Raw genomic sequence first — 22,492 nt, 5'->3', positions numbered from 1 at the left:
GATTCGACGGTAACCGATTTTTCCCATCGACTCCATCGGGCAGCGCCTGCGAAACGCACACTGGTGTAACCTCGATCACACTCCTGACCTTCTTGTGCCATCCCACATGCTGCTCAAATGGCTGATCTCCGTCGTGATCGTTGTCGCCCTGCTCGGTGGATTGCAACCGCTGCTGGCGCGCTACCTGCCGTTGGGTCGCCTGCCCGGGGATATCGTGATTCACCGACGCGGGCGCCCCATCCTGCTCCCGTTCACCACCACCGTGCTGCTGTCCCTGGTTGCCTGGCTGATCCTGCGAATGCTCTGACTCAGGGCACCGCGACGTCCGCACTGACGGCGACCGAGTGTCTGGCGATCACGCGCCCCGTATCATCGCGCAACTCGATGGTCTGCAAACCGGCGTCGGGGCGCCATGCGGCCCGTCCCCCGTACCCCACCAATTGCCCGTTGATCCACCAACGCAACCGATCGTCCTGGCGGTCCGCCACCAGTTCAAGCAGCCCACCTTTCAGGTCGCCACGACGGATGACAGCCCGCGACCCGGGGGCCAGAATGCGCGCCGGAATGCGTGGCGTCTCGGCCACGCTCAGCGTCGTGCCACGCAGGAACCACTCGAGTCGATCAGGCTCGACCGGCGGATCGAAACGCACCAGCCCCTGGACCACCCCGGTGGGCACCACCCGCTCAGGCGGCCATGCCCCCAGGGACTGCAACTGGGTTTCAAGCCAGCTGCGCGCTTCGATACGCGCCGTCGGGCCCATCGACAGCCAGACGGCAATCGTCACCCGGGCATTGCCCCCGACTGCCCAGGCCGACTGACCGGGTTCCACTTCGGCCGACCACAGGTCACCGAACATATCCACGGCAATGAAGGCCGCCTTCGGCGTACACACCGGTATGGCCGCGCCCTGATCCTCCGCTTGCCAGAACGGCGCGCGCCAGAGGCCATCAACCGCCAGCATGCGGTACCAGGCGGCAAGCTCGGCGAGATTCAGGCGGGCCTCCTGCCAGGTCTTCAGCCCCTGGCCGCGCGCTCGCAGCAGCTCCAGCACCAGATCACGCCGTGCCGCCTCACCTTGCGTCGCCAAGGCCACCGGCCAGCGCCCCTGCATCAACCACCATCGAAGACTGTGCGCTGGCGAACCCGCATCGCCGGCAAACAAGGTCGCCGCGGTGACACCGCCACTGTCGAGAGCCAAGGCCGTCAGTGCGGGACGGATCAAGGGGCCCAGCGTTCTGCGGACGACGGTGGCGTCGTCATGCGCCGCGGCAACACCGCCGACATCGGCCAGCACCGCACCCGAGGCATTGTCGAGCACGACCACGGCCCCGCGCCCCGGGGCCGCGGCGTCGAGTGCATCCCGCATCGAGCGCTGCCACTGGGCATCGAGCACGGTGTGAACCACCTCGCCCGGCCGATGCACCAGCCGCCGGGCCAGCTGTGGCGCGTCCTGCCAGCGCGGCTCAAGGCTTACGGTGTCAAAACCGGCCGCAAGCGCCGTGGCGCGCTCACACTGATCAGCGCTGCCAATGCGCCGCAAGAGCTGGCAGGCTCGCCAGCTCACTTTCGACGTAGAGGCATTGGGCGCACGCAGCAAGGCCACAAGCAGCGCGGCTTCGGCTCGATCAAGCGCGCGCGGGGCTTTGCCGAACAAGCCCCAGGCCGTGGCATGGACCCCAATCAGCTCACCACGAAAAGGCACGAGATTGAGATAGGCCTCGAGAATTTCGGCCTTGCTCCAGTGAGCGTCGAGTTCCTGCGCCGCAAGGGCCTGGTCGAATTTCTGTTCGAGGGTGCGACGGCGCCCCCCGCTGGCACCGAGGCGCAGGGCCGGGTCGAGCATGCCGGCCAGCTGCATCGTCAGGGTCGAGGCACCCCGGGCATGCTCGAACCAGAGGTTCTGCACGGCAGCCGCGGCAAATGCACGCCAATCGACGCCATCGTGCTCATAAAAGCGGCGATCTTCCGCCTCGAGCAGCGCTTCGAGCACTGCGGGTGAAAGCTGGTCCAGCGGCACCCATTCCAGGCGCCGCCCCTCGAACACCACGCGCCGCTCCGAGAGCGGCTCGCCCGCCCGATCGACGAGGCGACCTTCCGTGGTGGTGTATTCCGAACGAACGGTGGCGAAATCCGGTGTTGTCACCGCGTGCGCAGAAGGCAGGGCCACCGTGATCGACACGAGGGCGCCCACCAGCAGGGAGTAAAACGACCGGATCATGCTGTCAGTCTGTCACGCCAGCCATTCGACCGGCATGTCGTTTTGAAAAATCGACGCCCTTCAACTCACCGACTCGATGGCCTTCAGGCGGGCCGCCTGAATGGCGGCCGGAATGTCGGAGGCTTTGCCGGCCTGTTTGGCCACCGCACCGCCATCAACGCCACGCGCCGCCGCCAGCGCGGCGCGCCAGGCGTCACGATCGAAGACCGGCAACTCAAGACGGCAGGCCGCGGCGGACATGACGCCCGTGAGCCGCTCGGGGCGGCGAAAAGCGTCCGTCCGACTCATGACCTCGAGCCGCGCCTGCGCCGTAGAGGCGCTCGCAAGATCACGACCCAGCCTGGCCAGCAGGACGGCAAGATCCCGACAGGCCTGTGGCACGCGAATGCGCGCACTGGCCGCCTCGGCCGCTTCTTCCTGATCGCCAAACAGCAGGGCCCAGCGCTCGGCCAGCGGCAAACCGTGGCGAACCGCGCATTCGAGCGAGCGCGCCAGGCCATCGGCATCGTGCCTCAGTCGTGCGTGCACCTCGGGCAGGCAGCGGGCCAGGGCACCACAGGCCTCAAGCACCTCGAACATGCGCATGGGCGATTCTTCGAGCAGGCCGCGCGAGATCTCCTGCCAGACGCGCTCGGGCACCAGATGATCCACTTCGCCAGCCTCGACCATGGATTGCATCAGGGTCAGGGTTTCGGGGGCCACGGTGAAGCCCTCGAAGCGGGCGGCAAAACGGGCGACGCGCAGAATCCGCACCGGATCCTCGGCAAACGCCGGACTCACATGACGAAAACGTCGTGCGACCAGATCCGCCTGGCCGTGGTAGGGGTCGATCAGCGTGCCGTCATCGGCCTGCGCCATGGCGTTGATGGTCAGGTCGCGACGCAGCAGGTCTTCTTCGAGGGTGACGTCAGGCGACGCGTGCACGGTGAAACCGGTATAGCCGTGCCCCGACTTTCGCTCGGTGCGCGCCAGCGCGTACTCCTCGTGCGTCTCCGGATGCAGAAAGACCGGGAAGTCCTTGCCAACCGGTGTATAGCCTTTTTCGAGCATCAGCTCGGGCGTGGCGCCGACGACCACGAAATCCCGGTCCTTGACCGGCAGGCCGAGCAGGGCGTCGCGCACGGCGCCGCCGACAATGTAGATATCCATCAAACGCCCTTGGGCTGTCGTCGTCGCGATTCGATGAGGCGACGACGGGTGGGTTTGCCGCCAAGATACTCCGGAACGACGGCTTCGACCGGATGCGGCGTCAGCCCGAAGGGCAGCGGTGCGCCATCGGTCACGTTATCGACCCGCATGGAGCGCACATTGTCGCGACTCATCATCGGATTGGGTAACAACTCGAGCAGGCGTGCCTGAAGCATGGCAGCGCCTTCCGGTATGGGCACGATGATCGGCTTGCGCCCCACCTGCGCCGCGGCAAAACGCACGAGCTCGGCCAGGGAGTACGTACCCGGACCGGCCACGTCAAAGGTCTTGCGAATGCTGTCGGAGCGCTGCAGGCAGGTGGCGACCACCTCGGCAACATCTTCCACCCACACCGGCTGGAAGCGCGCATGCGCCCCCCCGAGCGGCATGACCGGCGCCAGCTTGACGAGCCGCGCGAAGAGATTGAGGAAACTGTCGCCCTCGCCAAAGATCACCGAGGGGCGCAGGAGGGTCCAGTCGAGTTCGGGACGGATGTTGCGAATCGCCGCCTCGCCCGCGGCCTTGGAGCGCTGGTATTCCGATGGACCATTGATATCGGCCCCCAGCGCGCTGACCTGGAGCACGCGCTTGACCCCGTTGCGCCGGCAGGCCTCGCCGATGAGCTTGGGGAGTTGCACATGGGCTTTTTCGAAAGCGGGGCCGTAGGGCGTACCCGGCGTCGAGTGCAGCACCCCCACCAGATTGATGACCGCATCCATGCCGGCCATGAGGCGATCGAGTGCCTCGGGCGCGAACACGTCGGCCTGCTGGATATCGACCGTGGGCAACAGCGCCAGGTGTCGCGCGCGGGTGCGTCGCCGGGTCGGGATACGAACCCACCAGCCATCCGCCACCAGCCGTGCCGCCACGGCACTGCCCACGAAACCGCTGCCCCCGATGAGCAGCACCTTGCCCGGTTGCCTCATGTTTTTCGCCTCCTCAGCCCGGATCGATCACGCCGAGTCGCGTCTTGATCGACTGGGGCTTGCCTTCCATCATCGCCGCATAGACCACTGCGTTTTCCATCACCTGCTTCACATAGTGTCGAGTCTCGTCGAAGGGAATGGTTTCAATGTAGATGGCAGCGTCAATCGTGCGGCTGTCGCGCCAGCGCTTGGCACGCCCGGGCCCGGCGTTGTAACCGGCCGAGGCGAGCACCGGATGATCTTCCAGATCGTCCAGCACGATGCGCATGTAGCTGGTCCCCAGCATCACGTTGGTTTCCGGCTCGGCCAGCTTGTCGCGGGAGTAATCGCTCATGCCGATTTTCTTTGCCACCCATTTGCCGGTGGCCGGCATGACCTGCATCAGGCCCTGGGCGCCCACCCGCGACGCGGCCCGATGCACAAACCGGCTCTCCTGGCGCATCAGGCCATAGACCCAGGCCAGATCCAGCCCCTGGGCTCGCGCCTGGGGTTCGATGAGATCGCGATACGGCGTGATGAACCGCAACTCGTACTCGCCGTCCTTTGAGGCGACTTCAGCGGTGTTGATGGCCCGGTCGAACACCTCGTGCTTGAGCGCCACACGTGCCGCCGCCACCTTGAAGGTCGGGTCCGCCTTGCGCAAACGCCAGTTCCACTCGCGAACGCCCTCGGTATACAGATCCAGCCGGAACAGCGCCAAGGCGCGTCGGAGGTCAGGATCCGACTGGGCGTCCGCCATCACCTGAGCAGGAATCGGCTTTGCCGGTGGCGGTGGCGCGAACGGGTGGCCGAGTTCGTCCTGTGCAAGCAATTCGTAGTAATCAGGCCCGACCGGAATACGCTTGAGCAGCGCCGTGGCGGCGTCTCGATCCCCCAGGGCCTGCTCGGCACGCGCCAGCCAGTAGGTCCACACGCTCTGGCTGCGCTGCACCTCGGGCATGTCAAGGATGGCGGTGCGTACCCACTTCCAGTCGCGCTGGCGCAAGGCAGCACGCACATACCATTCGTACTGTTCCTCGGTCATCCTGGCTTTGCGCCCTGCCGCGCGAAACCAGTCGAGCGCCTGGGGCAGGTGGTCCTGCGCGCCACGCCAGCCGAGGATCACATAACCATAGGCCCGCTCCTCGGGCTTGAGTCGCTCCGACAGGCGCACGAAACGCATGTACGCCGTCTTGGGGTCACTGCGCGCCAGGCGTCCGATGGCCGCCAGCACCATTTCCCGGTCCGTGCGCGAGCGCTCGAAGCCCGGGCGCACCTTGGCAAGGTAGCGGTCCGGATCTTTCAGGATGAGCTTGAGTTCGGCCGGGTCGGGCATGTCGGCCGCAGGCAGCCAGGCCAGCGTCTGTTCGGCGCCGCGCACCGTCCGCGGCGACATCTGCGTTCGAAAACGCTGCCACAGCTCGTCCTCGTCAAGGCGGCCCTGCTGGGCCAGCAGGCCAATCACCGTATCGCAGTGATCGGCGCGCCAGGAGAGGGAGTTCCATTCTTTGAGTGCATCGTCGAGCCCGCCGCGATCCCCGATCTTGAGACGTGCCTGCCAGTGCAGGCAGCGCATGTCGTCCGACGGGGCTTCCAGCCCGCCCCAAGCACCAATGAAGCCGATCCAGTTGTCGTCGCGCGCCAGGCGCTCCAGCCAGGCCGCGCGCAGCCGCTCGGCCAGCACCGAGCCTGCGTAACGACTCAGAAAGGCTTCGATCTCGCGGGCGTCGGGCGCATCCCTGCGCGCCAGCACGTTGTGCAGTCGCCAATAATCGACATAGCGCTCGAGAATGTGCGGACTGCTCGTGACCGCGAGCTGGTCGAGCAGGTTGCGGTCGCCCTTCTGCAGGGCCTCGCGTGCGGCCAGAATCCGCTCATCGCCGGTCGGCAGTGCCGATTGCGCCAGACTCAGGCTGGCAAGACTGGCCATGGCCAGCCCGAGGAACGGGTGGACAAGACAGGAAAACGCGGAGCCGAACCGCCACCACGGCGCCCCTGGCGCGCGGACAGGTTGGCCGGATGATGCAGAGGTCATTGACTCGGAATGTGTCATGGTTCGACGAAGCAGAATAGCATAGAGGCCCTTGTATCAACTGGCGATCCGAATCATGGACGAGCAGCGAAAAGCGCTTCGTAACGCAGCCATTACGCAGCGCGAAGCCCTCACCGACGACGCGCGGGAACAGGCGAACATCGCCATCCTCGACGCGCTTGGCCCCCTGCTATCCCAGCATGCCCCCCGCGTGCTTGGATTTTGCTGGCCCTATCGCGGCGAACCCGACCTGACCGGCTTCATTGCCGGTTGGCTGATGATCGACCCGGCCCGTCGCGCAGCGCTGCCCGTGGTCATTGCCCCGGGCGCCCCCATGATCTTTCGTGAGTGGACAACCGGTAGCGAAATGATTCCCGACCGGCACGGGATTCCGATGCCGGCGACCGGCGACACACTCGTTCCGGACGTCATTCTGGTGCCGCTCAATGCCTTCGACAGCGCCGGTTACCGACTGGGTTATGGTGGCGGGTATTTCGACCGCACCCTGGCGAGCCTGACGCCCCCGCCGATCACCATCGGTATCGGCTACGAGGTCGGTCGCGTCGACACCACCCACCCACAGCCCCATGACCATCCGATGGACTGGATCGTGACCGAAGCGGGCATTCAGCACACAGCCGGTGCACGCTGATGGCGTGGCGTGATGCGCTCGACCTTTACTGCGAACGCACCGATGCGAGCTTCTGGTCCGAACCCCTCAACGCCGTGACCAATGCCGGCTTCCTCATTGCGGGGGCGGATATGCGTCGGCGGCTGGGCCGCAACGCGCCTGCGGACCTGCAATGGCTGGCAGCGCTGCTGGCAATGGTCGGTATCGGCAGCTTTGTCTTCCATACCGTTGCCGAACGCTGGGCGAGCGTGCTGGACGTGGCCTTCATCGCCCTGTTCGTCCTGCTGTTCATCCACCGGGCTTTGGTCCGGCTATTCCACTGGGACGCGACCCGCGCGGCCGGCGCAGTACTGGCCACCGTCTCACTGACCGCGCTGCTAGCCATGAGCGTCAAATCGGCCGCCCTGAATGGCTCGGAGCTTTACCTGGGCCCCTGGGCGGCGCTGATCGCACTCGCTCTGGGCTGCCCGCCGGGCGAAGCCAAGCATTGGCTCGGGCGCGCCGCCCTGCTCTTTCTGATCTCGATGATCCTGCGCAGTGTCGACCTGCGCGCATGCGACGCCCTGCCCACGGGTACCCACTTCCTCTGGCACCTGAACAATGCCCTGGTGTTGTGGTGCGGCATGCGCAGTTTGCTGGCCACGCCGCCCCTGGAGAGCAAGCTTCCATGAAGTGACGGACCTGGCGAAGATCTAATCTGCCCGCCCGGGGTGGATCCTGGACAGGAACATGTCCGCTATCGGCCGGGTGCTGCCGGCAAGCACGTCAATGGCGGCGCGGCGCTCAACCGCAGCGCCGCCCATGGCCACCTGTGCCACCAATCGAATCGCCTCGTCCGAGTCAACCTGCCCGAGCGCGCGCAGCGCTTCGAGCCGAACCCCGATATCGGGATCGCTGAGCGCCGAGCTGAGTTCGGGAAGGCGCTCGGCGTTGCCATCGATGCCCAGGCCAGCAATCTCGTGACGTCGCATCAGGGTGTCCGAATCGGGCGCAGGCGGCGCCTGCCAATGGTCGGTGCCTCGCAAAGTGCCGCTCGTTGGCAGGGCACGCGGCGTTGAGTCCCTCGGGCCCTGGGCCTGGGTCCGTGTCGGCTGCTGGCCACCAATCAGGTAGATCCGGCTCACACGCCCCTGATCGCCAAACAACACCATGACATCCAGCGGGCGCGCGAGCCGACGCACTGCATCGGCCACAGAGTGCTCATGCAGCAGCCAGTCACGAACCTCGCTGCCTGTCTCCCCGCGAAGGCGTAGTTCGGCCCCCGTCCGCTCGGCCAGTGCCTGCAGCACCTCGGTGCGCGTCACCCCGTGGGCCTCGACACTGACGCGATCGGCCCGCAGGTCGATGCGAATATCGCCGACACCCGCCCAGGACGCGAGAGGCAACCACGCCAGGACAAGGAGCCAGAGCCTGCGTCGGGTGTGCTTTGACACCATGCCATCCAAGAAATCGACTCCGGCTACATAGAGTCTTGAGCTTAGCGCATCCGATGTCGAAAACGCCGGAAAAACCATGTCGACGTTTTTTACACTTTTAAACAATCATGAATCAACAAGCCTGCCAGTTCGCTGTTTTTTAACACTTTAAGCACAACGGCATGGAAGTTGCCTCCTGAAACACCAGTCCCAAGGCGGCGACTCAGGTCGCTGACAACAAACACAACACCCTTGGCGACGGCCTGCTGCCCCCAGTGCGTCGGCGCCGACATATCCGTTTCAGAGAGGAGTCATTCATGAAGCACGTATTCGGCACCATCGCCACGTCCGCCTGTCTCCTGGCCGCCCCGGCCGCTCAGGCCGCCCTCATTACTTCCTCACTGGGAAACACGGCATCCGGCTTCCTTGACGGGGACATCCCTTCATTGTTCGCCATCTCGCCAGTGCAGTCCGGTCAGGCCGCACCGTTCGACGCGGCTTTGGGCAACGAAGCAGGCCTCGCCGGCAGTAACGCGGCAGGGAGCTGGACGCATACGTTCGGCGCGATTTCGGACCCGATCGTCTCTGCCTCGCTGGAAATCGGCCTGATCGATCACGACTCCCAGGCCAGCGGGGATCAGGTCGCCCTGTTCAGTGTGGACGGTGTCGCGCTGACCACGGAGATGAATCTGCTACTCGAAGGTCATGGCGGCGCCACGGCCGAATTCAACACCTACACCATCGATCTCACCGCTCTTGCCGCCTCTTTTGCCGATGGCAGTGCAGATATCACGCTGAACCTTCAGGGCCCCGGCCTGACGCCCTGTCTGTTCGGCTGTACCACCCCCGTGGTCGAAACCACGTTCAACGCCGCGTACTACATCTTCGCCACCCTCACCATCCAGACCCGCGACACGCCCCCGCCCCCCAACGGCGTTCCCGAGCCGACCAGCCTCGCGCTGCTGGGTCTTGGCATGGGCGCACTGGCCTGGCGCCGCAAGCACCGCACGGCCTGATCGCACGCCCCTTCCTTACTCCGCTGTCTTTCTTTGCTGCGATCGGGCACTGATATCCAGTGCCCCGGTCGCATGCTGCCCCGGTGACGTCAGCGCCACCCTGTTGTTCCCCACACCCACCAGGAGAAGCCTCATGTCTGAACCCTTCATCGGCGAAATCACCATGTTCGGCGGCAATTTCGCGCCACGTGGCTGGGCCTTCTGCGACGGCCAGCTGCTGCCGATCGCCCAGAACACCGCCCTGTTTTCCATTCTGGGCACCACGTATGGCGGTGACGGTCGCACCACCTTCGCCCTGCCAGATCTACGAGGGCGAACGCCCATGCATCCCGGCCATGGCCCCGGACTGTCGTCTCGTCGATTGGGCCAGAAAGGCGGCTCGGAAGCGGTCACGCTCACGGCCAACGAGATCCCCTCGCATTCGCACGCAGCCAATTGCGTGACGCCGGCCGGCAATACCAACGACGCCGCCGGCGCCGTCTGGGCGGATGACGCGGGCGTGTCCTCCGGCACCTACAGCACCGCAACGCCCAACGCCACCATGGCCGCCGGAGCCATCGGCAATGCTGGCGGCGGACAGGCGCATGACAACATGCAGCCGTTCCAGTGCGTCAACTTCATCATCGCGCTGTTCGGCATCTTCCCGTCCAGGAACTGATCCGCGTCCCCGAACGATTGCAGCGTTCTGGACAAATGGTCACAGGCGCTGTTGCACAGGAGGTATTTCCATGACCCAACGACGCGAGTTTCTCGGCGGTTGCGCCGCCGGCGCCGTGGCGCTGATGACCCCGGCATCGCTCATGGCAGCGGGCAGTGCGCCCAAGGCGGCCACATCGGCGCTATCGCGCGACGCCTTCGATGCGCTCACCCAATCCACGTTTCGCTGCCTGTCCGGCAGTGGTCAGGCCATTGATCTCGAGCTGACGGAAGTGCTGCACGGGCCACAAAGCCCGAAGCTGGATCAATTCACCCTGGTGCTTTCCCGCACGTCTGACAGCGGCGCCGAACTGGCCGAAGGCATCTATCAACTGCGCCACCCGAACACCGACGCCATGCTGGTTCGCCTGGCGCCGTCGGATTCAACGGATCGCACCTACATCGCCCACTTCGCCGTGCGCGCCTGACCGGGAGGATCTTCACCATGGCAGAACCCTTTCTCGGCCAGATCAAGATGTTCGGGGGCAATTTTGCCCCGCGCGGTTATGCATTTTGTGATGGCACCATCTTGCCGATTTCCCAGAACCAGGCACTGTTCTCCCTGCTGGGCACCACCTATGGGGGCGACGGTCGTACGACCTTCGCGCTGCCCGACCTGCGCGGTCGCCTGCCCGTCCACGAAGGCACGGGAACGGGCCTGACACCGCGCCCCCTGGGCGCGAAGGGCGGAGCAGAAGCGGTAACGCTGAACGCAGCCCAGCTGCCGGCACACAGTCACGCTGCGCGCTGCGTCACCCCGGCCGGCAACACCAACGACGCTGCGGCCGCCGTCTGGGCCGACGATGCAGGCGTCACGTCGGGCACCTACAGCACCGCCACACCGAACGCCACGATGGCATCGAGCGCTATTTCCAACGCAGGCGGGGATCAGGCGCACACCAATGTCCAGCCCTTCCTGTGCGTCAACTTCATCATTGCGCTGCAGGGCCTATTTCCGTCACGCAACTAACTTTCAGGTGACCACTCGATGGCGTAATGGACGCCATCGTCGCCAACCACCCGAAACCCCATCCGCTGCCACAGCGTCCATGCACGTCCATCCCGGACGACATGGGCGCTGACCTTTTGTCCCGCGGCGCTGGCCTGGGCCAGAAGCGCGGCAACCAGCGCCGATCCGATCCCCATCCCCGAGCAGTCAGGCCGCAGGGCAATGTCGATCAGGACGTGGCGATCCGGTCCGCGCAGCGCAAACAGATAGCCGATGACCTCTCCGGCACGCTCCACCAGATCATAGGACGCGCCCGGAAACAGGCGCCGATACTGCTCGTGCTGGGCCGCACATTGTTGCGCCATGAGCGTGTCGATCATGATCTCGGGCAGTCCGGCCGCACGGAACGGACCGGCGCGACAGTCGGAAAAGATCGCCTGAACCACGGCCAGGTCGTCGTCGCACATCGGTCGAAGCAGTACTCCAGCGTCAGCCACACCCGGCCTCGTCGGCCGTACGCAGCCATTTGATCATGTGAGGAAACGGTGGAACACCGAGCGCCGGTGCCTGCACCGTATCGGCGGTCATCCCGAGCCACTGCAACATGGGCAACGCCAGAGGCTCACCCGCGGTGAAGGTCTCGACCAGCCACGCCGCGTCGCCCTTGTAACCGGTATCGTGAAATACGATGCCGGGTGGCAAGTCCAGATAGGTCAGGGCCGCCCATGACCAGGCGATCGCCATCATCTCTTCAGCCGGATCGGCACACAGCGCGCTGGCGGAGGCACGCACCGCCGGTGGCATCACGGCCAGGTGCCCGGCTTCGTGCAGGAGGTCGCCCGGGTGCTGCAGCCGGGTGCGATCCACACACAGCGCGCCGGCCTCGATGGCGATGCCCGGCAAGAAGGTGCGCCCGGTCAGTTCGCGCTCGGTGACGGGGATACCGATCTCATCGAGAAACGCCAGTATTTTCGGCAGTGCTGCATCCGGCGTCGGTCCGATGACGGGCCAGGCAAGGTCTGCCGGGGCCGCTTCACCGGCAGGCGATTCCGGCTCGGGATGAGCGCCTTCGATCCACGCCGCCTGCCGGAAACGCTCAACGAGCCAGTCGTTGACGATGCAGTCGACCACGAGGTGAATCCGGTCCTGATCACCAGGGTTGCTCACCTGATGCTCCCGGCTGGCGTCGATGTACCACAGCTCACCCACGGCCATCACGACCCGGGCGCCCTCGACCCTGAAATCGACTTCCGGCTGAGTCTGGACCGGCACATGCAGCCGGACCTCGCCGTAGGCAAGCCCCAGGGCATGATCCCGATGAGGCGCAATCTGCGCACCGGCGCCCAGTCGCAGCAGCCGGGCCGCTCGCACCTCACAGGCCAGCGAGGCCAGAAATGCTCGCATGCCCGGACATGCTTCGAGGACAGGCAGGTCGATGAAGCGGGTGGACGTCGGCGCGTTGTGCGCGCGCTCGACCTCGTGCGCGGCATCTTCGGACGCACGCAAGGGCAGCACGCTCCAGTGCCCGGAATAGAGACCGGTATTGAAATGGGGGGTCCAGCCATGGTCGGCCAGACGCACCAGATCGGCCGCGAGTGCCGGCCCATCGATGTGGACGGGCAGACGCATGGCGACGGCCTGCGAGAAAGACGTATCTGGCGGTACTGTCGATGACAGATGCGTGTCGATCAAGCGCGCTCCCGCAAGCTCATGAGAAGCTTCAGTTTAGCGTAAGCTCAATACCTTCACCGACGCCTGCTCGACCCCGCCCTATGGACACGAACCTCACGCTCGATGTGTTTCTTCCGCTGGTGAACACGTCCATCCCCATCGAATCCGCAGGCGGCATGGGCGGCGAGGTCAGACTGATCGAAGCCAAACCCCTAGGACCGGCTCCTGACGAAGGGCAAAGCGGCCCGTTCGTACTGGTCTTTCTCGCCCCTGCCGATGCTGACGTCCAGCAAGGCATGCTGCGCTTGAGACACGAAACGCTCGGTGCGCTCGATCTTTTTGTCGTGCCTGCCCGCCGGACCGAAGAAGGCGTCTGTCTGGAGGCCATCTTCAACTGAACCCGCGAAGCGCCTTAGCGGTTCTTGAATTCCTTGTGGCAGGCGTAGCACGCATCCTCGACCGCTTTGTACGCTGTTTTTGCCACGTTCTTGTCGGGTGTGCCGGCGACCTCGATCAGGTGGTCAGTGGCCTTGAAAAACGCCTTGCGATCTTCTTCAAAGGCCGCCTGATCTGACCATACGGCCGCTTTGGCCTTGGTGGGCGGGTAATTGGTATCCGGCTGAAAATACGGCCATGGCCCGTCGCGCAGGTGTTCAAGTGCGTTGGCCAGTCGGGCAAAACGCTGCGGCTCATAGGTATCGGTGCGCAGCATCACCCCCATGGGCTCGAACACCTTGAGGATTTCCTTGAACGCAGCCCGACGATGAGCCACCGGCTGGCCCGGGCCCGTGTCCTCGACCTCGACGCTACACCCGGCCAGCGCGAAGGCCAGGGCAATGATCGGAACGACGCGCTTGTTCATGGCAGAACTCCGGGGCTGCGAATCAAGGGGGCGATTCTAGCCCTCGGCAGGAAATCGTGATCCGCGCCTCAGCGGCTCAGCCCAGGAACATCTTGTAGACCGGGTTCCCCGTCTCTTCGGTGTACTCGTAGGCGAGCTTGTCGAGGAAGGTCTTGAAGCGCTCGCGATCGGCCTCCGGCACCTGCATGCCCACCAGCACCCGACCGAAGTCGGAACCGTGGTTGCGGTAATGGAACAGGCTGATGTTCCAGTCCGAGCGCAAGGTGTCGAGGAAATTCATCAGCGCCCCGGGCCGCTCGGGGAAAATGAAGCGGAACAAGCGCTCATCCTTCGCCTGCGGCGCATGGCCGCCCACCATGTAGCGCACATGGCTCTTGGCCATTTCGTCGTCGGTCATGTCGAAGCACGGCAGGCCTTCCCGCGTGAGCATCTCGACCAGCGCCCGCGACTCGCTGCGGTTCAGCACCCCGACACCGACAAAAATGTGGGCATCGGCACTGTCGGCGTACCGGTAGTTGAATTCGGTGATGTTCCGGCTGCCCAGCAGCTCGCAGAAATGACGGAAGGAACCGGGCTTTTCCGGGATGGTCACCGCCAGCACCGCTTCGCGCTGCTCACCCACCTCGGCGCGCTCGGCCACGAAGCGCAGGCGGTCGAAATTCATGTTGGCGCCGGAAGCCACCGCCACCAGCGCCTCGTCACGCAGGCCCTCACGGGCCGCATAGGCCTTGGCACCGGCCACCGCCAGCGCGCCGGCCGGCTCGAGAATGGAGCGGGTATCTTCGAACACGTCCTTGATGGCGGCGCAGATGGCGTCGTTGTCCACACGGATCATCTCGTCCACATACTGCCGGCACAGCCGGAAGGTCTCCTCGCCCACCAGCTTCACCGCCGCACCGTCGGCAAACAGGCCCACCTGCTCAAGCTCGACCCGCTCACCCTTGGCCAGTGACTGGGTCATGGCGTCCGCGTCGGTGGCCTCGACCCCGATCACCTTGATGTCCGGACGCACCCGCTTCACGTAGGCCGCAATGCCCGCGATCAGCCCACCACCGCCCACACAGCAGAAGATGGCATGAATGGGCTTGGCATGCTGGCGCAGGATTTCCATGCCGATGGTGCCCTGACCCGCGATCACCTCAGGGTCGTCGTAGGGATGCACGAAGGTCAGCCCCTCGGCCTGCTCCAGTTCCTTGGCGTGCAGATAGGCATCGGAATAGCTCTCACCGGCCAGCACCACCTCGCCACCGCGACGACGCACCGCGTCCACCTTGATCAGCGGGGTGGTCGTGGGCATGACGATGACCGCGCGCACGCCCATCTTCTGCGCCGATAGCGCCAGGCCCTGGGCATGGTTGCCGGCCGACGCGCAGATCACGCCGCGGGACAGAGCCTCGGGCGACAGCTTGCTCATCTTGTTGTAGGCGCCACGCAACTTGAAGCTGAACACCGGCTGCAGGTCTTCGCGCTTGAAGTAAATCCGGTTGCCGATGCGCCCCGACAGGCTGGCGGCGTAGTCCAGTGGCGTTTCGATGGCCACGTCGTACACCTGCGCATTGAGGATACGTTCGAGATAGTCGGGCGCAGAAGAGCTCATTGGGGCAAAAAGACCGTAAACACAAGGGGAAACGTGAACGGTATCAGGCGCTGATGCGCTGCGGCAAGGACAGTCAGCCCTTTGTTCGGAGACAATGTGTGCGCCCACACACGCAACCCGACCGAATGGACCTCCTCGATTGGCTCGACCCTGGCCCCGATGCGGGCCTGGGCGCCGTCTTCCTGATCAGTTTCCTGTCCGCCACCCTGCTGCCCGGCGGCTCCGAAGTGGTGCTGGTCGCTTACGTAGTCCAGCACCCGGGCATGGCGCTGCCCGCATGGGCGCTGGCCAGCCTTGGCAATACCCTGGGCGGCATGAGCACCTACCTGCTGGCGCGCGTGTTCCCGAAACCGGCCAACGCGGATCGCACCGACTGGCTGCAGCGCCATGGCGCACCTGCCCTGGTGCTGGCCTGGGCACCGGTCGTGGGGGATGCCCTGTGCGCGGCCGCCGGCTGGCTGCGCCTGCCGTGGTGGCCCTGCCTGCTCTGGATGGCACTGGGCAAGGCAGCTCGCTACGCCCTGCTGGTCTGGCTGAGCCACTGAAAACGCCCGCCACGGCCACAAAATTTTGCAGTAAATTGAGCTTCTTTCATTCGCATGTCGCGCCCATGGATGCGAACCTGTCCCCCGCGCTGGCGCAGTTCGTGACTGGCCATCTATCCATCCACGTCGCCGCCGGCTGCGGCGACGGTCTGGCCACGCTGGTCAGAGGGCTGGGCGCCCGCATCGACCCGGCGGATTCGCACTACCTGCGGGTGCTGGTATCGCGCTCGCAATCGACCGGACTGCTCGCTGCGGTTGCAGGGGGCTATCCGGTCGCGGCCGTTTTCAACGAGCCGGAGAGCCACCGCACAGTGCAGCTCAAGGCCCCGGCCGCCGAAGTGGTCGCGGCGAACGAAGACGATCGCGCCCTGCTCGGCCCCTATGTGCGCGCCATGGCCGACCGGCTCAGAACTTTCGACACCCCGGAGCCCTATGTCCACACCCTGCTCGCGTGCGCCCCGGACGATCTCGCGGTGATCCGTTTCACCCCTCGGGACGTGTTCGGTCAGACCCCGGGGCCCCGGGCCGGTGCGCCGATCGCTGCTGACGGCCCCGCACCATGAGCCTGCTGTCCATGGATCGCCTGCGCAACTGCCTCGAAGGCATCGTGCCTGCCGGCATCGCAACCTGTGATCCGGACGGAATGCCCAACGTCACCTACATCTCCCAGCTCATGTATGTGGACGACGTCCACATCGCCCTGTCCTTTCAGTTCTTCAACAAGACGCGCGAGAACATTCTGGCCAATCCGGTGGCGACCGTCCTGATGATGGATCCGGACACGGCGGCGCGCTACCGGCTGCGCATCCGCTATCTGCGCACCGAAACCAGCGGGCCGCTGTTCGAGCGCATGAAAGCCAAGCTCGCCGGCATCGCCTCGCACACCGGCATGGTGGGCGTGTTCCGGCTACGCGGTGCCGACATTTACCGGGTGCTCGATATCGAGAGCGTGCCAGGTCGTACCTTGCCCTCCGCGCCGCTCACCCCTGCCGCACTCCCCGCGCTGCGGCGCAGCGCCGATGCGCTGGCGACGTGCAACAGCATCGACGCGCTGGTCGACACCTTGCAGAGCGCCCTGGAACGCCATTTCGGCATCGAACACCAGAGCCTGCTGATGGCCGACTGTGCTGCCGAGCGCCTGTGCGTGATCGCCAGCCGCGGCTATGCCAACTCCGGCGCGGGGGCAGAGATTGCCTTCGGCGACGGCATTGTGGGGGTGGCGGCGCGCGAAGGCACGCCGATCCGGCTGATGTTTCCTGCCGTGGAGTACGCCTACAGCCGGGCGGTGCGGGACCGCATCGCACCAGAAGACGGCCTTCCCGAACCCGGGGAGGAAATTCCCCTGCCCGGGCTGGCCGCACCCGCCAGCCAGCTGGCGGTCCCGTTGCTGGCCACGGGGCGCTGCCTGGGCGTGCTCTATGTCGAGAGCCGGCAGCTGTGCCGCTTCAACTACGATCTGGAAGATGCGCTGGTCACCCTGTGCGCCCAGTTTTCGCTCGCCTTGCGAGCCTTGCAGGCCGAACCCGGCGACGACACGTCCGTCACCGCGCCGCCACCGGGCGCCGTCCCCGACGGGCGACCGCTACGCGTGCGCCATTTCGCCCGCGACAACAGCGTGTTTTTCGATGACACCTACCTCATCAAGGGGGTCGCCGGCGCCATCCTCAAGCGCTTGCTCGAGATTCACGTGGACAGCGGGCGCACCGAGTTTTCCAATCGGGAACTGCGTCTCGACCCCTGCCTGAGGCTGCCCGACATCTGCGACAACCTCGACACCCGCCTCATCCTGCTGACCCGCCGGCTCATCGACCGAAGCGATGACGTACGGCTCGAAAAAACCGGTCGTGGCCGCTTTCGGTTACAGCTGAACCGTCCGATCCAGCTGGAACACGGCTGAGGCAGTTCATGCAGCGCACTTGAGCCCGCGGTCGAGCTTGACCAGATCCTTCGCCGACAGGTAGTGACGCACCATCGCATACACCTGATCGAACACGGCGGGCGGCATGGCCGCGGCCATCGGGCCGAGCAGTTCGAGACGCTCACGCGGCGACATGGCCGGAATCATCCAGCGCAGGCTTTGCATCAGTTCGGTCGGCGACAGCGACGCCACGATGCGTTCTTCAAGCGCCTGTATCTCGGCATCGTCATAGGCCCGCCACAGGCAGGCGTTGTGCTCGCACTCTTCCAGATGCATGTGCAGCAGGTTGTCGCCGACGAAGCAGGACAGCACCCGATACAGCCGCAAGACCCTCTCCGGTCGCTCGACCGGGGCGCTGGAGCGCACCTGTACCGCCAGCTGGCGCAAGCGTGCAATGGCGTGCTCATGATCGACATGGTCATCGCATGCCGCATCACTGGCACCGCGCGCGGCCGCATTCAGCGCGGGGTGGATCACCTGGTTTTCATGCACCAGGTGGGCAGCACACAGGTCGATCAGAGCCGTCAGTGCATCGAGGCTCTCGGCCAGTTCGACCGCGTCGTCCGGATCGAGCCGACCGAAGCGCAGCAGCGTGTCGGCCATGAAGGCGCGCAGGCCTTTGTGGATGCCCACGTAGATGTCGTGACGTGGCGCGGCAGGTGGCTGGAACTGTCGAATGAATGACATGGTGGAGCGCTCCTGAGTCGAATTGCGATCAACGGGGTGCAGCCATGCCGACGGTGGTCGGCGCCTGGGGCACGAAGACAAAATGCGGCGTCGGAATGGGCGCCCCGGGCGGCAAGGCAGCTGGTGTCTCATCGCCGGCCGGGCCCAGATGGCGCAAATAGCGATAGACGGAACGCAGGTCTGCATCGGTCATGGCCTGCAGCGCGGTCCACGGCATGGGCGGCAGACCACCGGCACGCACCCGGGCCATCCAGGCATCCTCGTCATGACGTGCCGCCGTGAGCCGCAGGTTGGCGGGGTAACTGACGCCCCATGGCCCGCTGAACCCCACCGGCACGCCGATGAGGCGCTGGGTTTCGGGGATCTGACCGCCCGTTTCGGCGAATTGCGCCGTGTGGCAATCGTTGCAACCGCCTACCGACACCAGGTAGCGACCGCGTTCCACATCATCGGCATGGGCCGCAGTGGCCATGACAAGGCAGAGGCTCAAAAAAGCCGTGGTCCGTTTCATGAAAAACTCCATTCGTTGATGAATGGAGCCAGCTTACGGAGGCGCAGTGTGGCCCGCCGCTAAGTCTTCCGTCACGAATCCCTAAATAATTGCTAAACCCGCCCTGCGCGGCGTCGGCGACCCTCACCAAAAGCGGCTAGACTCGATCACGACACGCACCCACTGAATCGAGAGCCCACCCATGAGCATCCAGCGCTTCGGCACCACACAGCGTTATTCCGACATCGTCGTTCACAACGGCACGCTCTTTACCGTCGAGGTGCCCACCAGCATCGACACCAATATCGAGACCCAGACCAGCGAAGTGCTCGGCAGCATCGACCGTCTGCTGGCCCAGGCGGGCAGCGACAAGTCGCGCATTCTCATGGCCACCATCTACCTGACCAGCATGGATGATCTGGAGGGCATGAACGCGGTGTGGGACAACTGGGTGCCAGCCGGCGCATCGCCCTGCCGGGCCTGCGTGCAGGTCGCCGCCCTGGCCAACGAGGGCTGGCGCATCGAGATTGCGCTGACGGCGGCGGTGGGCTGATCACCACCGCCAGCGCGCAGCCATTCAGCGCTGACGCTCGGCGGCACGGGTCGCGATGTAGGCAAGGATGTCGTCCCGACTGAGCCGCCCCTTCGCCTGGGTATCCATCTTGTCGAAGTGACGGGCCACGAAGGGCATGCCCGACTCGGCCTCGGCGCGCGTCACCCAGCCGTCCTTGTTCTGGTCGGCAGCGTCAAAGCGCTCGGCCAGCCGGGCCTGGAACTGCTCGAGCCGGCCTGCCTGCTGCGCCAGCGCCGCGTCCGACAAGCACACCAGCATCGCCGCTGCCAGTGCGGGCGTCATGTGTCGCCTGTGCTTCATGACGCACCCCCTCAGCGGCGCGGACAGGCGATGATGTCACCCGCAGCGTTGTAGCAGGTGCCCGAATGGCTCACGCCCGTGCTCGAATCATAGGTGGTGCTGCCCTTGTAGCTGTTGCCGGTCTGGGCATTGCTCACCGCCGTGTCGCGTTGCCCGCTGACATGACCGTCGGCATCCTTGGTGAATCCACCGGTGGACGAGGCGCTGCCTCTTGCGCCGGAGGTCGCCATACCACTGTGGTGCTGGACACTGCCATCAGCGCTGCGGGTGGTGACACCGGCGCGGCCGCCGACACCGCCGTTGGGCGTTTGCCAGGTGCGGGCGCTGCGGCCGGCCCGATTGCCTTCGTCGTCTGATCGCAGGATGCGGCGACTGGCCGTGGCACCGCCATCGGGGCCGGCACGACGGGTCACACGCCCGGCCGTCGTGCCGCCGGCGGGGTTGTCGCGGGAAAAGTGGCGCACGCTGTCGGCGGACGCATCGGCGCTGGCGAAGCTCAGGATGGCAAGACAACTTGCCGCCGCACACAGGTTGAGAAAGCCTTTCATGATCGAATCTCCGTGATTGATGTCCTGCCCCGACCGGTCGGCCGGGGCTTGATTCGACTCTAGGGGCCTGACCCGGCCGATGGGTTTCAGGACCGCCACGATTCATGACGTCGGGTTTCAACTTCGCCACACCGTAACCATCCGTAATGAAAAGCACGCCGGCGCCATCGACGGCTCGATAAGATGGCGGCATCCGGTAACGGAACGGGACATGGAAGAGGACAAGGCACGCATCCTGGTGGTGGACGACGAGGCAGAGCTCGGTGCCCTGCTGTCTCGCTATCTGGGCACCCGGGGTTACCAGGTGCGGCATTGCCTGAGCACGGCCGAGGCCGACCGGCTGCTCGGGCGCGAACGCTTTGACCTGATGGTGCTCGACCTGATGCTGCCGGGGGAGGACGGCCTGAGCTTCTGTGCCCGCCTCCGGGCACGCGGGGAGACCATCCCCGTGCTCATGCTCACCGCCCGGGGGGACGCCATCGACCGCATCGTGGGCCTCGAAATGGGCGCGGACGACTATCTGCCCAAGCCCTTCGAGCCACGCGAACTGCTGGCCCGGCTCGAAGCCATGCTGCGTCGCCAGCGCATGCTCGGCGCACAGATTCACACCCGCCCGCCGGCGGATCTGCGCTTCGGCCCGTTCCGGCTCGATACGGTGACCCGTCGGGTGCTGCGCGACGACGCCCCGGTGGACATCAGCAGCGGAGAATTCGAGCTGTTGCGCGCCCTGGCGGCCAATGCGGGGCGCGCGCTGAGCCGAGACCGGCTCATCGAGTTGGTGCACGGCGGGGGTCGCGAGCTCACCGAGCGCGCCATCGACGTACAGATCCTGCGCCTGCGCCGTGTGCTGGAGGACGACCCGGCCCAGCCGCGGCTGATCCTCACCGTGCGCGGCAAGGGCTACATGCTCGCTGCCGAGGCGCCGTGCGACTGACCCCGCGCTCCTTGTTCGGGCGCAACCTCCTGCTGCTGGTGGGCATGATCCTGCTCGGACAGCTGTTGGCGGGGGTGCTGTTCTTCGTGTTCGTGCAGAAGCCACGGGCCGCGGAAACCGCCGACATGCTGGCGCAGAACCTGATTGCCGTGCGCGAGGGCCTGGCGGCCCTGCCCGCGGCGGAACGCGTCGCCTTCGTGGCGCGACTGAACGCAGCCAATACCGGCGAAGGCGAGCCCGAAGCCATCCACGACAATCGCCTGCTGCCGGCACAGCGCATCCTCGTGCGCGCCATCTCCGCGCAACTGGCCCGCCACGGCATCGACGCCATCTGGCGGCGCGAGCGCGGCGCGCTGTCCGTTCGGCTGACGGTCGACGGAGAGGACCACTGGCTGACCGTGCAGGGCCCCAATCTCAGCGCCCGCCCGGGCCTGTCGACGCTGATGAGCTGGGCCGCCACCCTGGCCATCGCCCTGTTCGGCGCATGGCGCATCCAGCGGCGGATCAATCGCCCGCTGGACACGCTGGCCAGCGCCGCGGGCGCCATCGAGGCCGGACGCACGCCCGACCCGGTCTGCGAACAGGGGCCCGAGGAGCTGGCCGCAGTGGCCCGGGGATTCAACCGCATGCAGGCCGCGCTCGCCGAACGTGAGCGCAGCCGCGCACTGATGCTGGCCGGCATCTCCCACGATCTTCGAACCCCCTTGAGCAAGATGCGTCTGTCGGTCGAACTGCTCCGGGACGCACACGACACCCCGCCCGACCCGGTCCTGCTGGACAGCATGGCCGGCGCCTGCCAACGCATGGACGAGATCATCGGGCAGTTCATCGACTTTGCCCGCCTGGACGACACCACCCCGCCTGAGCCCCTGAATCTGCTCGATTGCCTTCACCAGGCACGGGGCGCCTGTCCGGAGGGTGAGACGGTGGCCATCGACGCGCCGGCCGACCTGGGTGTGCTGAGCCACCACCCGGCGCTCACGCGGCTGCTGACCAACCTGATCAGCAACGCACTGAAACACGGCGCGCCTCCGGTGCAGGTGCGCGCCCGCGCCGAGCGTGGCGAAGTGCTCATCGTCGTCGATGACGCCGGGCCGGGCATTGCCGCTGACCGGATCGACACACTTCGCCAGCCATTCACCCAGGGCGACAGTGCGCGCGGCGGCGTTCCGGGCGCCGGACTGGGCTTGGCCATCGCCGACCAGATTGCCCGCACCCTGGGCATCGCGCTGCGCTTCGACGCCGCGCCGTTGGGCGGGTTGCGGGTTGAATTGCGCCTGCCCGCCCCGAACTCCTGAACCATCAGCCCCTCAAA

At 65.8% G+C, this 22,492-nt stretch carries 28 protein-coding genes; 14 read left to right on the top strand and 14 right to left on the bottom strand.

Annotation, left to right across the window (positions count from 1 at the left end; all coding sequences use genetic code 11):
• The first annotated feature begins 106 nt into the window (after nt 1-106).
• Entirely contained in the window at nt 107-307 is a 201-nt protein-coding gene (locus J0W34_RS02275; RefSeq protein WP_227815399.1) for a DUF2905 domain-containing protein, read from the top strand.
• A gap of 1 nt (nt 308) precedes the next feature.
• Here the strand turns inward: J0W34_RS02275 and J0W34_RS02270 are convergent, their stop codons facing one another.
• The 4 genes from J0W34_RS02270 to J0W34_RS02255 are packed head-to-tail and all read right to left on the bottom strand — an operon-like array spanning nt 309 to nt 6,347.
• The gene (locus J0W34_RS02270) at nt 309-2,219 is read right to left on the bottom strand and encodes a transglycosylase domain-containing protein (protein WP_230970531.1); all 1,911 of its coding nucleotides are present in this window, start codon (nt 2,217-2,219) and stop codon (nt 309-311) included.
• A 60-nt stretch (nt 2,220-2,279) separates the two neighbouring features.
• Complete coding sequence (gene cca / locus J0W34_RS02265) at nt 2,280-3,368, bottom strand: multifunctional CCA tRNA nucleotidyl transferase/2'3'-cyclic phosphodiesterase/2'nucleotidase/phosphatase (protein ID WP_230970530.1); 1,089 nt, start codon at nt 3,366-3,368, stop codon at nt 2,280-2,282.
• Entirely contained in the window at nt 3,368-4,333 is a 966-nt protein-coding gene (locus J0W34_RS02260; RefSeq protein WP_230970529.1) for a complex I NDUFA9 subunit family protein, read from the bottom strand. Before J0W34_RS02260 ends, cca begins: the two co-directional genes overlap by 1 nt.
• A gap of 13 nt (nt 4,334-4,346) precedes the next feature.
• Nucleotides 4,347-6,347 carry a lytic transglycosylase domain-containing protein gene (locus J0W34_RS02255; RefSeq protein ID WP_227815395.1) on the bottom strand — a complete coding sequence of 667 codons (2,001 nt, stop codon included), beginning with the start codon at nt 6,345-6,347 and terminating at the stop codon, nt 4,347-4,349.
• A 73-nt stretch (nt 6,348-6,420) separates the two neighbouring features.
• Between J0W34_RS02255 and J0W34_RS02250 the strand changes: the two genes are divergently transcribed.
• Nucleotides 6,421-6,996 carry a 5-formyltetrahydrofolate cyclo-ligase gene (locus J0W34_RS02250; RefSeq protein ID WP_227815394.1) on the top strand — a complete coding sequence of 192 codons (576 nt, stop codon included), beginning with the start codon at nt 6,421-6,423 and terminating at the stop codon, nt 6,994-6,996.
• On the top strand, nt 6,996-7,646 hold the full coding sequence (locus J0W34_RS02245) for a hypothetical protein (RefSeq protein WP_230970528.1): 651 nt from the start codon (nt 6,996-6,998) through the stop codon (nt 7,644-7,646). The genes J0W34_RS02250 and J0W34_RS02245 overlap by 1 nt, the downstream gene beginning before the upstream one ends.
• 21 nt (nt 7,647-7,667) lie before the next feature.
• Here J0W34_RS02245 and J0W34_RS02240 read toward each other — a convergent pair whose 3' ends face one another.
• Both J0W34_RS02240 and J0W34_RS02235 read right to left on the bottom strand, forming a co-directional pair.
• Nucleotides 7,668-8,411 carry a HEAT repeat domain-containing protein gene (locus J0W34_RS02240; RefSeq protein WP_230970527.1) on the bottom strand — a complete coding sequence of 248 codons (744 nt, stop codon included), beginning with the start codon at nt 8,409-8,411 and terminating at the stop codon, nt 7,668-7,670.
• 89 nt (nt 8,412-8,500) lie between these two features.
• On the bottom strand, nt 8,501-8,683 hold the full coding sequence (locus J0W34_RS02235; RefSeq protein ID WP_230970526.1) for a hypothetical protein: 183 nt from the start codon (nt 8,681-8,683) through the stop codon (nt 8,501-8,503).
• A 24-nt stretch (nt 8,684-8,707) separates the two neighbouring features.
• Between J0W34_RS02235 and J0W34_RS02230 the strand changes: the two genes are divergently transcribed.
• From J0W34_RS02230 to J0W34_RS02215, 4 genes are all read left to right on the top strand, one after another.
• The gene (locus J0W34_RS02230) at nt 8,708-9,406 is read left to right on the top strand and encodes a PEP-CTERM sorting domain-containing protein (RefSeq protein ID WP_230970525.1); all 699 of its coding nucleotides are present in this window, start codon (nt 8,708-8,710) and stop codon (nt 9,404-9,406) included.
• A gap of 133 nt (nt 9,407-9,539) precedes the next feature.
• Nucleotides 9,540-10,064 carry a phage tail protein gene (locus J0W34_RS02225; protein WP_230970524.1) on the top strand — a complete coding sequence of 175 codons (525 nt, stop codon included), beginning with the start codon at nt 9,540-9,542 and terminating at the stop codon, nt 10,062-10,064.
• Nucleotides 10,065-10,134: 70 nt separating this feature from the next.
• Nucleotides 10,135-10,530, top strand: a complete 396-nt coding sequence (locus J0W34_RS02220) for a DUF6916 family protein (RefSeq protein ID WP_230970523.1) — start codon at nt 10,135-10,137, stop codon at nt 10,528-10,530.
• Nucleotides 10,531-10,547: 17 nt separating this feature from the next.
• On the top strand, nt 10,548-11,072 hold the full coding sequence (locus J0W34_RS02215; protein ID WP_230970522.1) for a phage tail protein: 525 nt from the start codon (nt 10,548-10,550) through the stop codon (nt 11,070-11,072).
• Here J0W34_RS02215 and J0W34_RS02210 read toward each other — a convergent pair.
• Both J0W34_RS02210 and J0W34_RS02205 read right to left on the bottom strand, forming a co-directional pair.
• A complete protein-coding gene (locus J0W34_RS02210) occupies nt 11,069-11,548 on the bottom strand; it encodes a GNAT family N-acetyltransferase (protein WP_230970521.1) in 480 nt (159 codons plus the stop codon). The two genes, J0W34_RS02215 and J0W34_RS02210, sit on opposite strands and share 4 nt — an antisense overlap.
• Complete coding sequence (locus J0W34_RS02205; RefSeq protein ID WP_230970520.1) at nt 11,541-12,743, bottom strand: aspartyl/asparaginyl beta-hydroxylase domain-containing protein; 1,203 nt, start codon at nt 12,741-12,743, stop codon at nt 11,541-11,543. The genes J0W34_RS02210 and J0W34_RS02205 overlap by 8 nt, the downstream gene beginning before the upstream one ends.
• Nucleotides 12,744-12,823: 80 nt before the next feature.
• Here J0W34_RS02205 and J0W34_RS02200 point away from each other — a divergent pair, with 80 nt between their 5' ends.
• The gene (locus J0W34_RS02200; RefSeq protein ID WP_227815384.1) at nt 12,824-13,120 is read left to right on the top strand and encodes a DUF6916 family protein; all 297 of its coding nucleotides are present in this window, start codon (nt 12,824-12,826) and stop codon (nt 13,118-13,120) included.
• A 14-nt stretch (nt 13,121-13,134) separates the two neighbouring features.
• Here J0W34_RS02200 and J0W34_RS02195 read toward each other — a convergent pair whose 3' ends face one another.
• Both J0W34_RS02195 and ilvA read right to left on the bottom strand, forming a co-directional pair.
• On the bottom strand, nt 13,135-13,584 hold the full coding sequence (locus tag J0W34_RS02195; RefSeq protein WP_227815383.1) for a c-type cytochrome: 450 nt from the start codon (nt 13,582-13,584) through the stop codon (nt 13,135-13,137).
• A 76-nt stretch (nt 13,585-13,660) separates the two neighbouring features.
• Nucleotides 13,661-15,181 carry a threonine ammonia-lyase, biosynthetic gene (ilvA, locus tag J0W34_RS02190; protein ID WP_227815382.1) on the bottom strand — a complete coding sequence of 507 codons (1,521 nt, stop codon included), beginning with the start codon at nt 15,179-15,181 and terminating at the stop codon, nt 13,661-13,663.
• Nucleotides 15,182-15,306: 125 nt separating this feature from the next.
• On the opposite strand from ilvA, the gene J0W34_RS02185 reads away from it, so the two are divergent.
• Genes J0W34_RS02185 through J0W34_RS02175 form a run of 3 tightly spaced genes read left to right on the top strand, consistent with a single transcriptional unit; the run spans nt 15,307 to nt 17,623 of the window.
• The gene (locus J0W34_RS02185) at nt 15,307-15,726 is read left to right on the top strand and encodes a YqaA family protein (protein ID WP_230970519.1); all 420 of its coding nucleotides are present in this window, start codon (nt 15,307-15,309) and stop codon (nt 15,724-15,726) included.
• A gap of 35 nt (nt 15,727-15,761) precedes the next feature.
• Nucleotides 15,762-16,289 (top strand): hypothetical protein, encoded by a 528-nt coding sequence (locus J0W34_RS02180; RefSeq protein ID WP_230970518.1) that lies wholly within the window; start codon nt 15,762-15,764, stop codon nt 16,287-16,289.
• Nucleotides 16,286-17,623: a pyridoxamine 5'-phosphate oxidase family protein gene (locus J0W34_RS02175; RefSeq protein ID WP_230970517.1), complete on the top strand. Its 1,338-nt coding sequence runs from the start codon at nt 16,286-16,288 to the stop codon at nt 17,621-17,623. The genes J0W34_RS02180 and J0W34_RS02175 overlap by 4 nt, the downstream gene beginning before the upstream one ends.
• Nucleotides 17,624-17,629: 6 nt before the next feature.
• On the opposite strand, the gene J0W34_RS02170 is transcribed toward J0W34_RS02175, so the two are convergent.
• Together J0W34_RS02170 and J0W34_RS02165 are read right to left on the bottom strand one after the other, a co-directional pair.
• Nucleotides 17,630-18,331: a hemerythrin domain-containing protein gene (locus J0W34_RS02170; RefSeq protein WP_230970516.1), complete on the bottom strand. Its 702-nt coding sequence runs from the start codon at nt 18,329-18,331 to the stop codon at nt 17,630-17,632.
• Between the two features lie 28 nt (nt 18,332-18,359).
• Nucleotides 18,360-18,842 (bottom strand): cytochrome C, encoded by a 483-nt coding sequence (locus J0W34_RS02165; RefSeq protein ID WP_230970515.1) that lies wholly within the window; start codon nt 18,840-18,842, stop codon nt 18,360-18,362.
• Nucleotides 18,843-19,023: 181 nt separating this feature from the next.
• Between J0W34_RS02165 and J0W34_RS02160 the strand changes: the two genes are divergently transcribed.
• A complete protein-coding gene (locus tag J0W34_RS02160; RefSeq protein WP_227815376.1) occupies nt 19,024-19,374 on the top strand; it encodes a RidA family protein in 351 nt (116 codons plus the stop codon).
• Between the two features lie 24 nt (nt 19,375-19,398).
• Here J0W34_RS02160 and J0W34_RS02155 read toward each other — a convergent pair whose 3' ends face one another.
• Both J0W34_RS02155 and J0W34_RS02150 read right to left on the bottom strand, forming a co-directional pair.
• Entirely contained in the window at nt 19,399-19,695 is a 297-nt protein-coding gene (locus J0W34_RS02155; protein WP_230970514.1) for an EF-hand domain-containing protein, read from the bottom strand.
• Nucleotides 19,696-19,706: 11 nt separating this feature from the next.
• On the bottom strand, nt 19,707-20,243 hold the full coding sequence (locus tag J0W34_RS02150; RefSeq protein WP_227815374.1) for a hypothetical protein: 537 nt from the start codon (nt 20,241-20,243) through the stop codon (nt 19,707-19,709).
• Between the two features lie 79 nt (nt 20,244-20,322).
• On the opposite strand from J0W34_RS02150, the gene J0W34_RS02145 reads away from it, so the two are divergent.
• Entirely contained in the window at nt 20,323-21,177 is an 855-nt protein-coding gene (locus tag J0W34_RS02145; RefSeq protein ID WP_230970513.1) for a response regulator, read from the top strand.
• Nucleotides 21,168-22,475, top strand: coding sequence for an ATP-binding protein (locus J0W34_RS02140; RefSeq protein ID WP_230970512.1), 1,308 nt, complete (start codon nt 21,168-21,170; stop codon nt 22,473-22,475). Before J0W34_RS02145 ends, J0W34_RS02140 begins: the two co-directional genes overlap by 10 nt.
• Nucleotides 22,476-22,492 lie beyond the last annotated feature (17 nt).

It is taken from the genome of Nitrogeniibacter aestuarii (assembly GCF_017309585.1).
GTDB lineage: Bacteria > Pseudomonadota > Gammaproteobacteria > Burkholderiales > Rhodocyclaceae > Nitrogeniibacter > Nitrogeniibacter aestuarii.
Note: the sequence above shows the minus strand (reverse complement) of the source record. Positions and strands in the feature narration are given on the sequence as shown.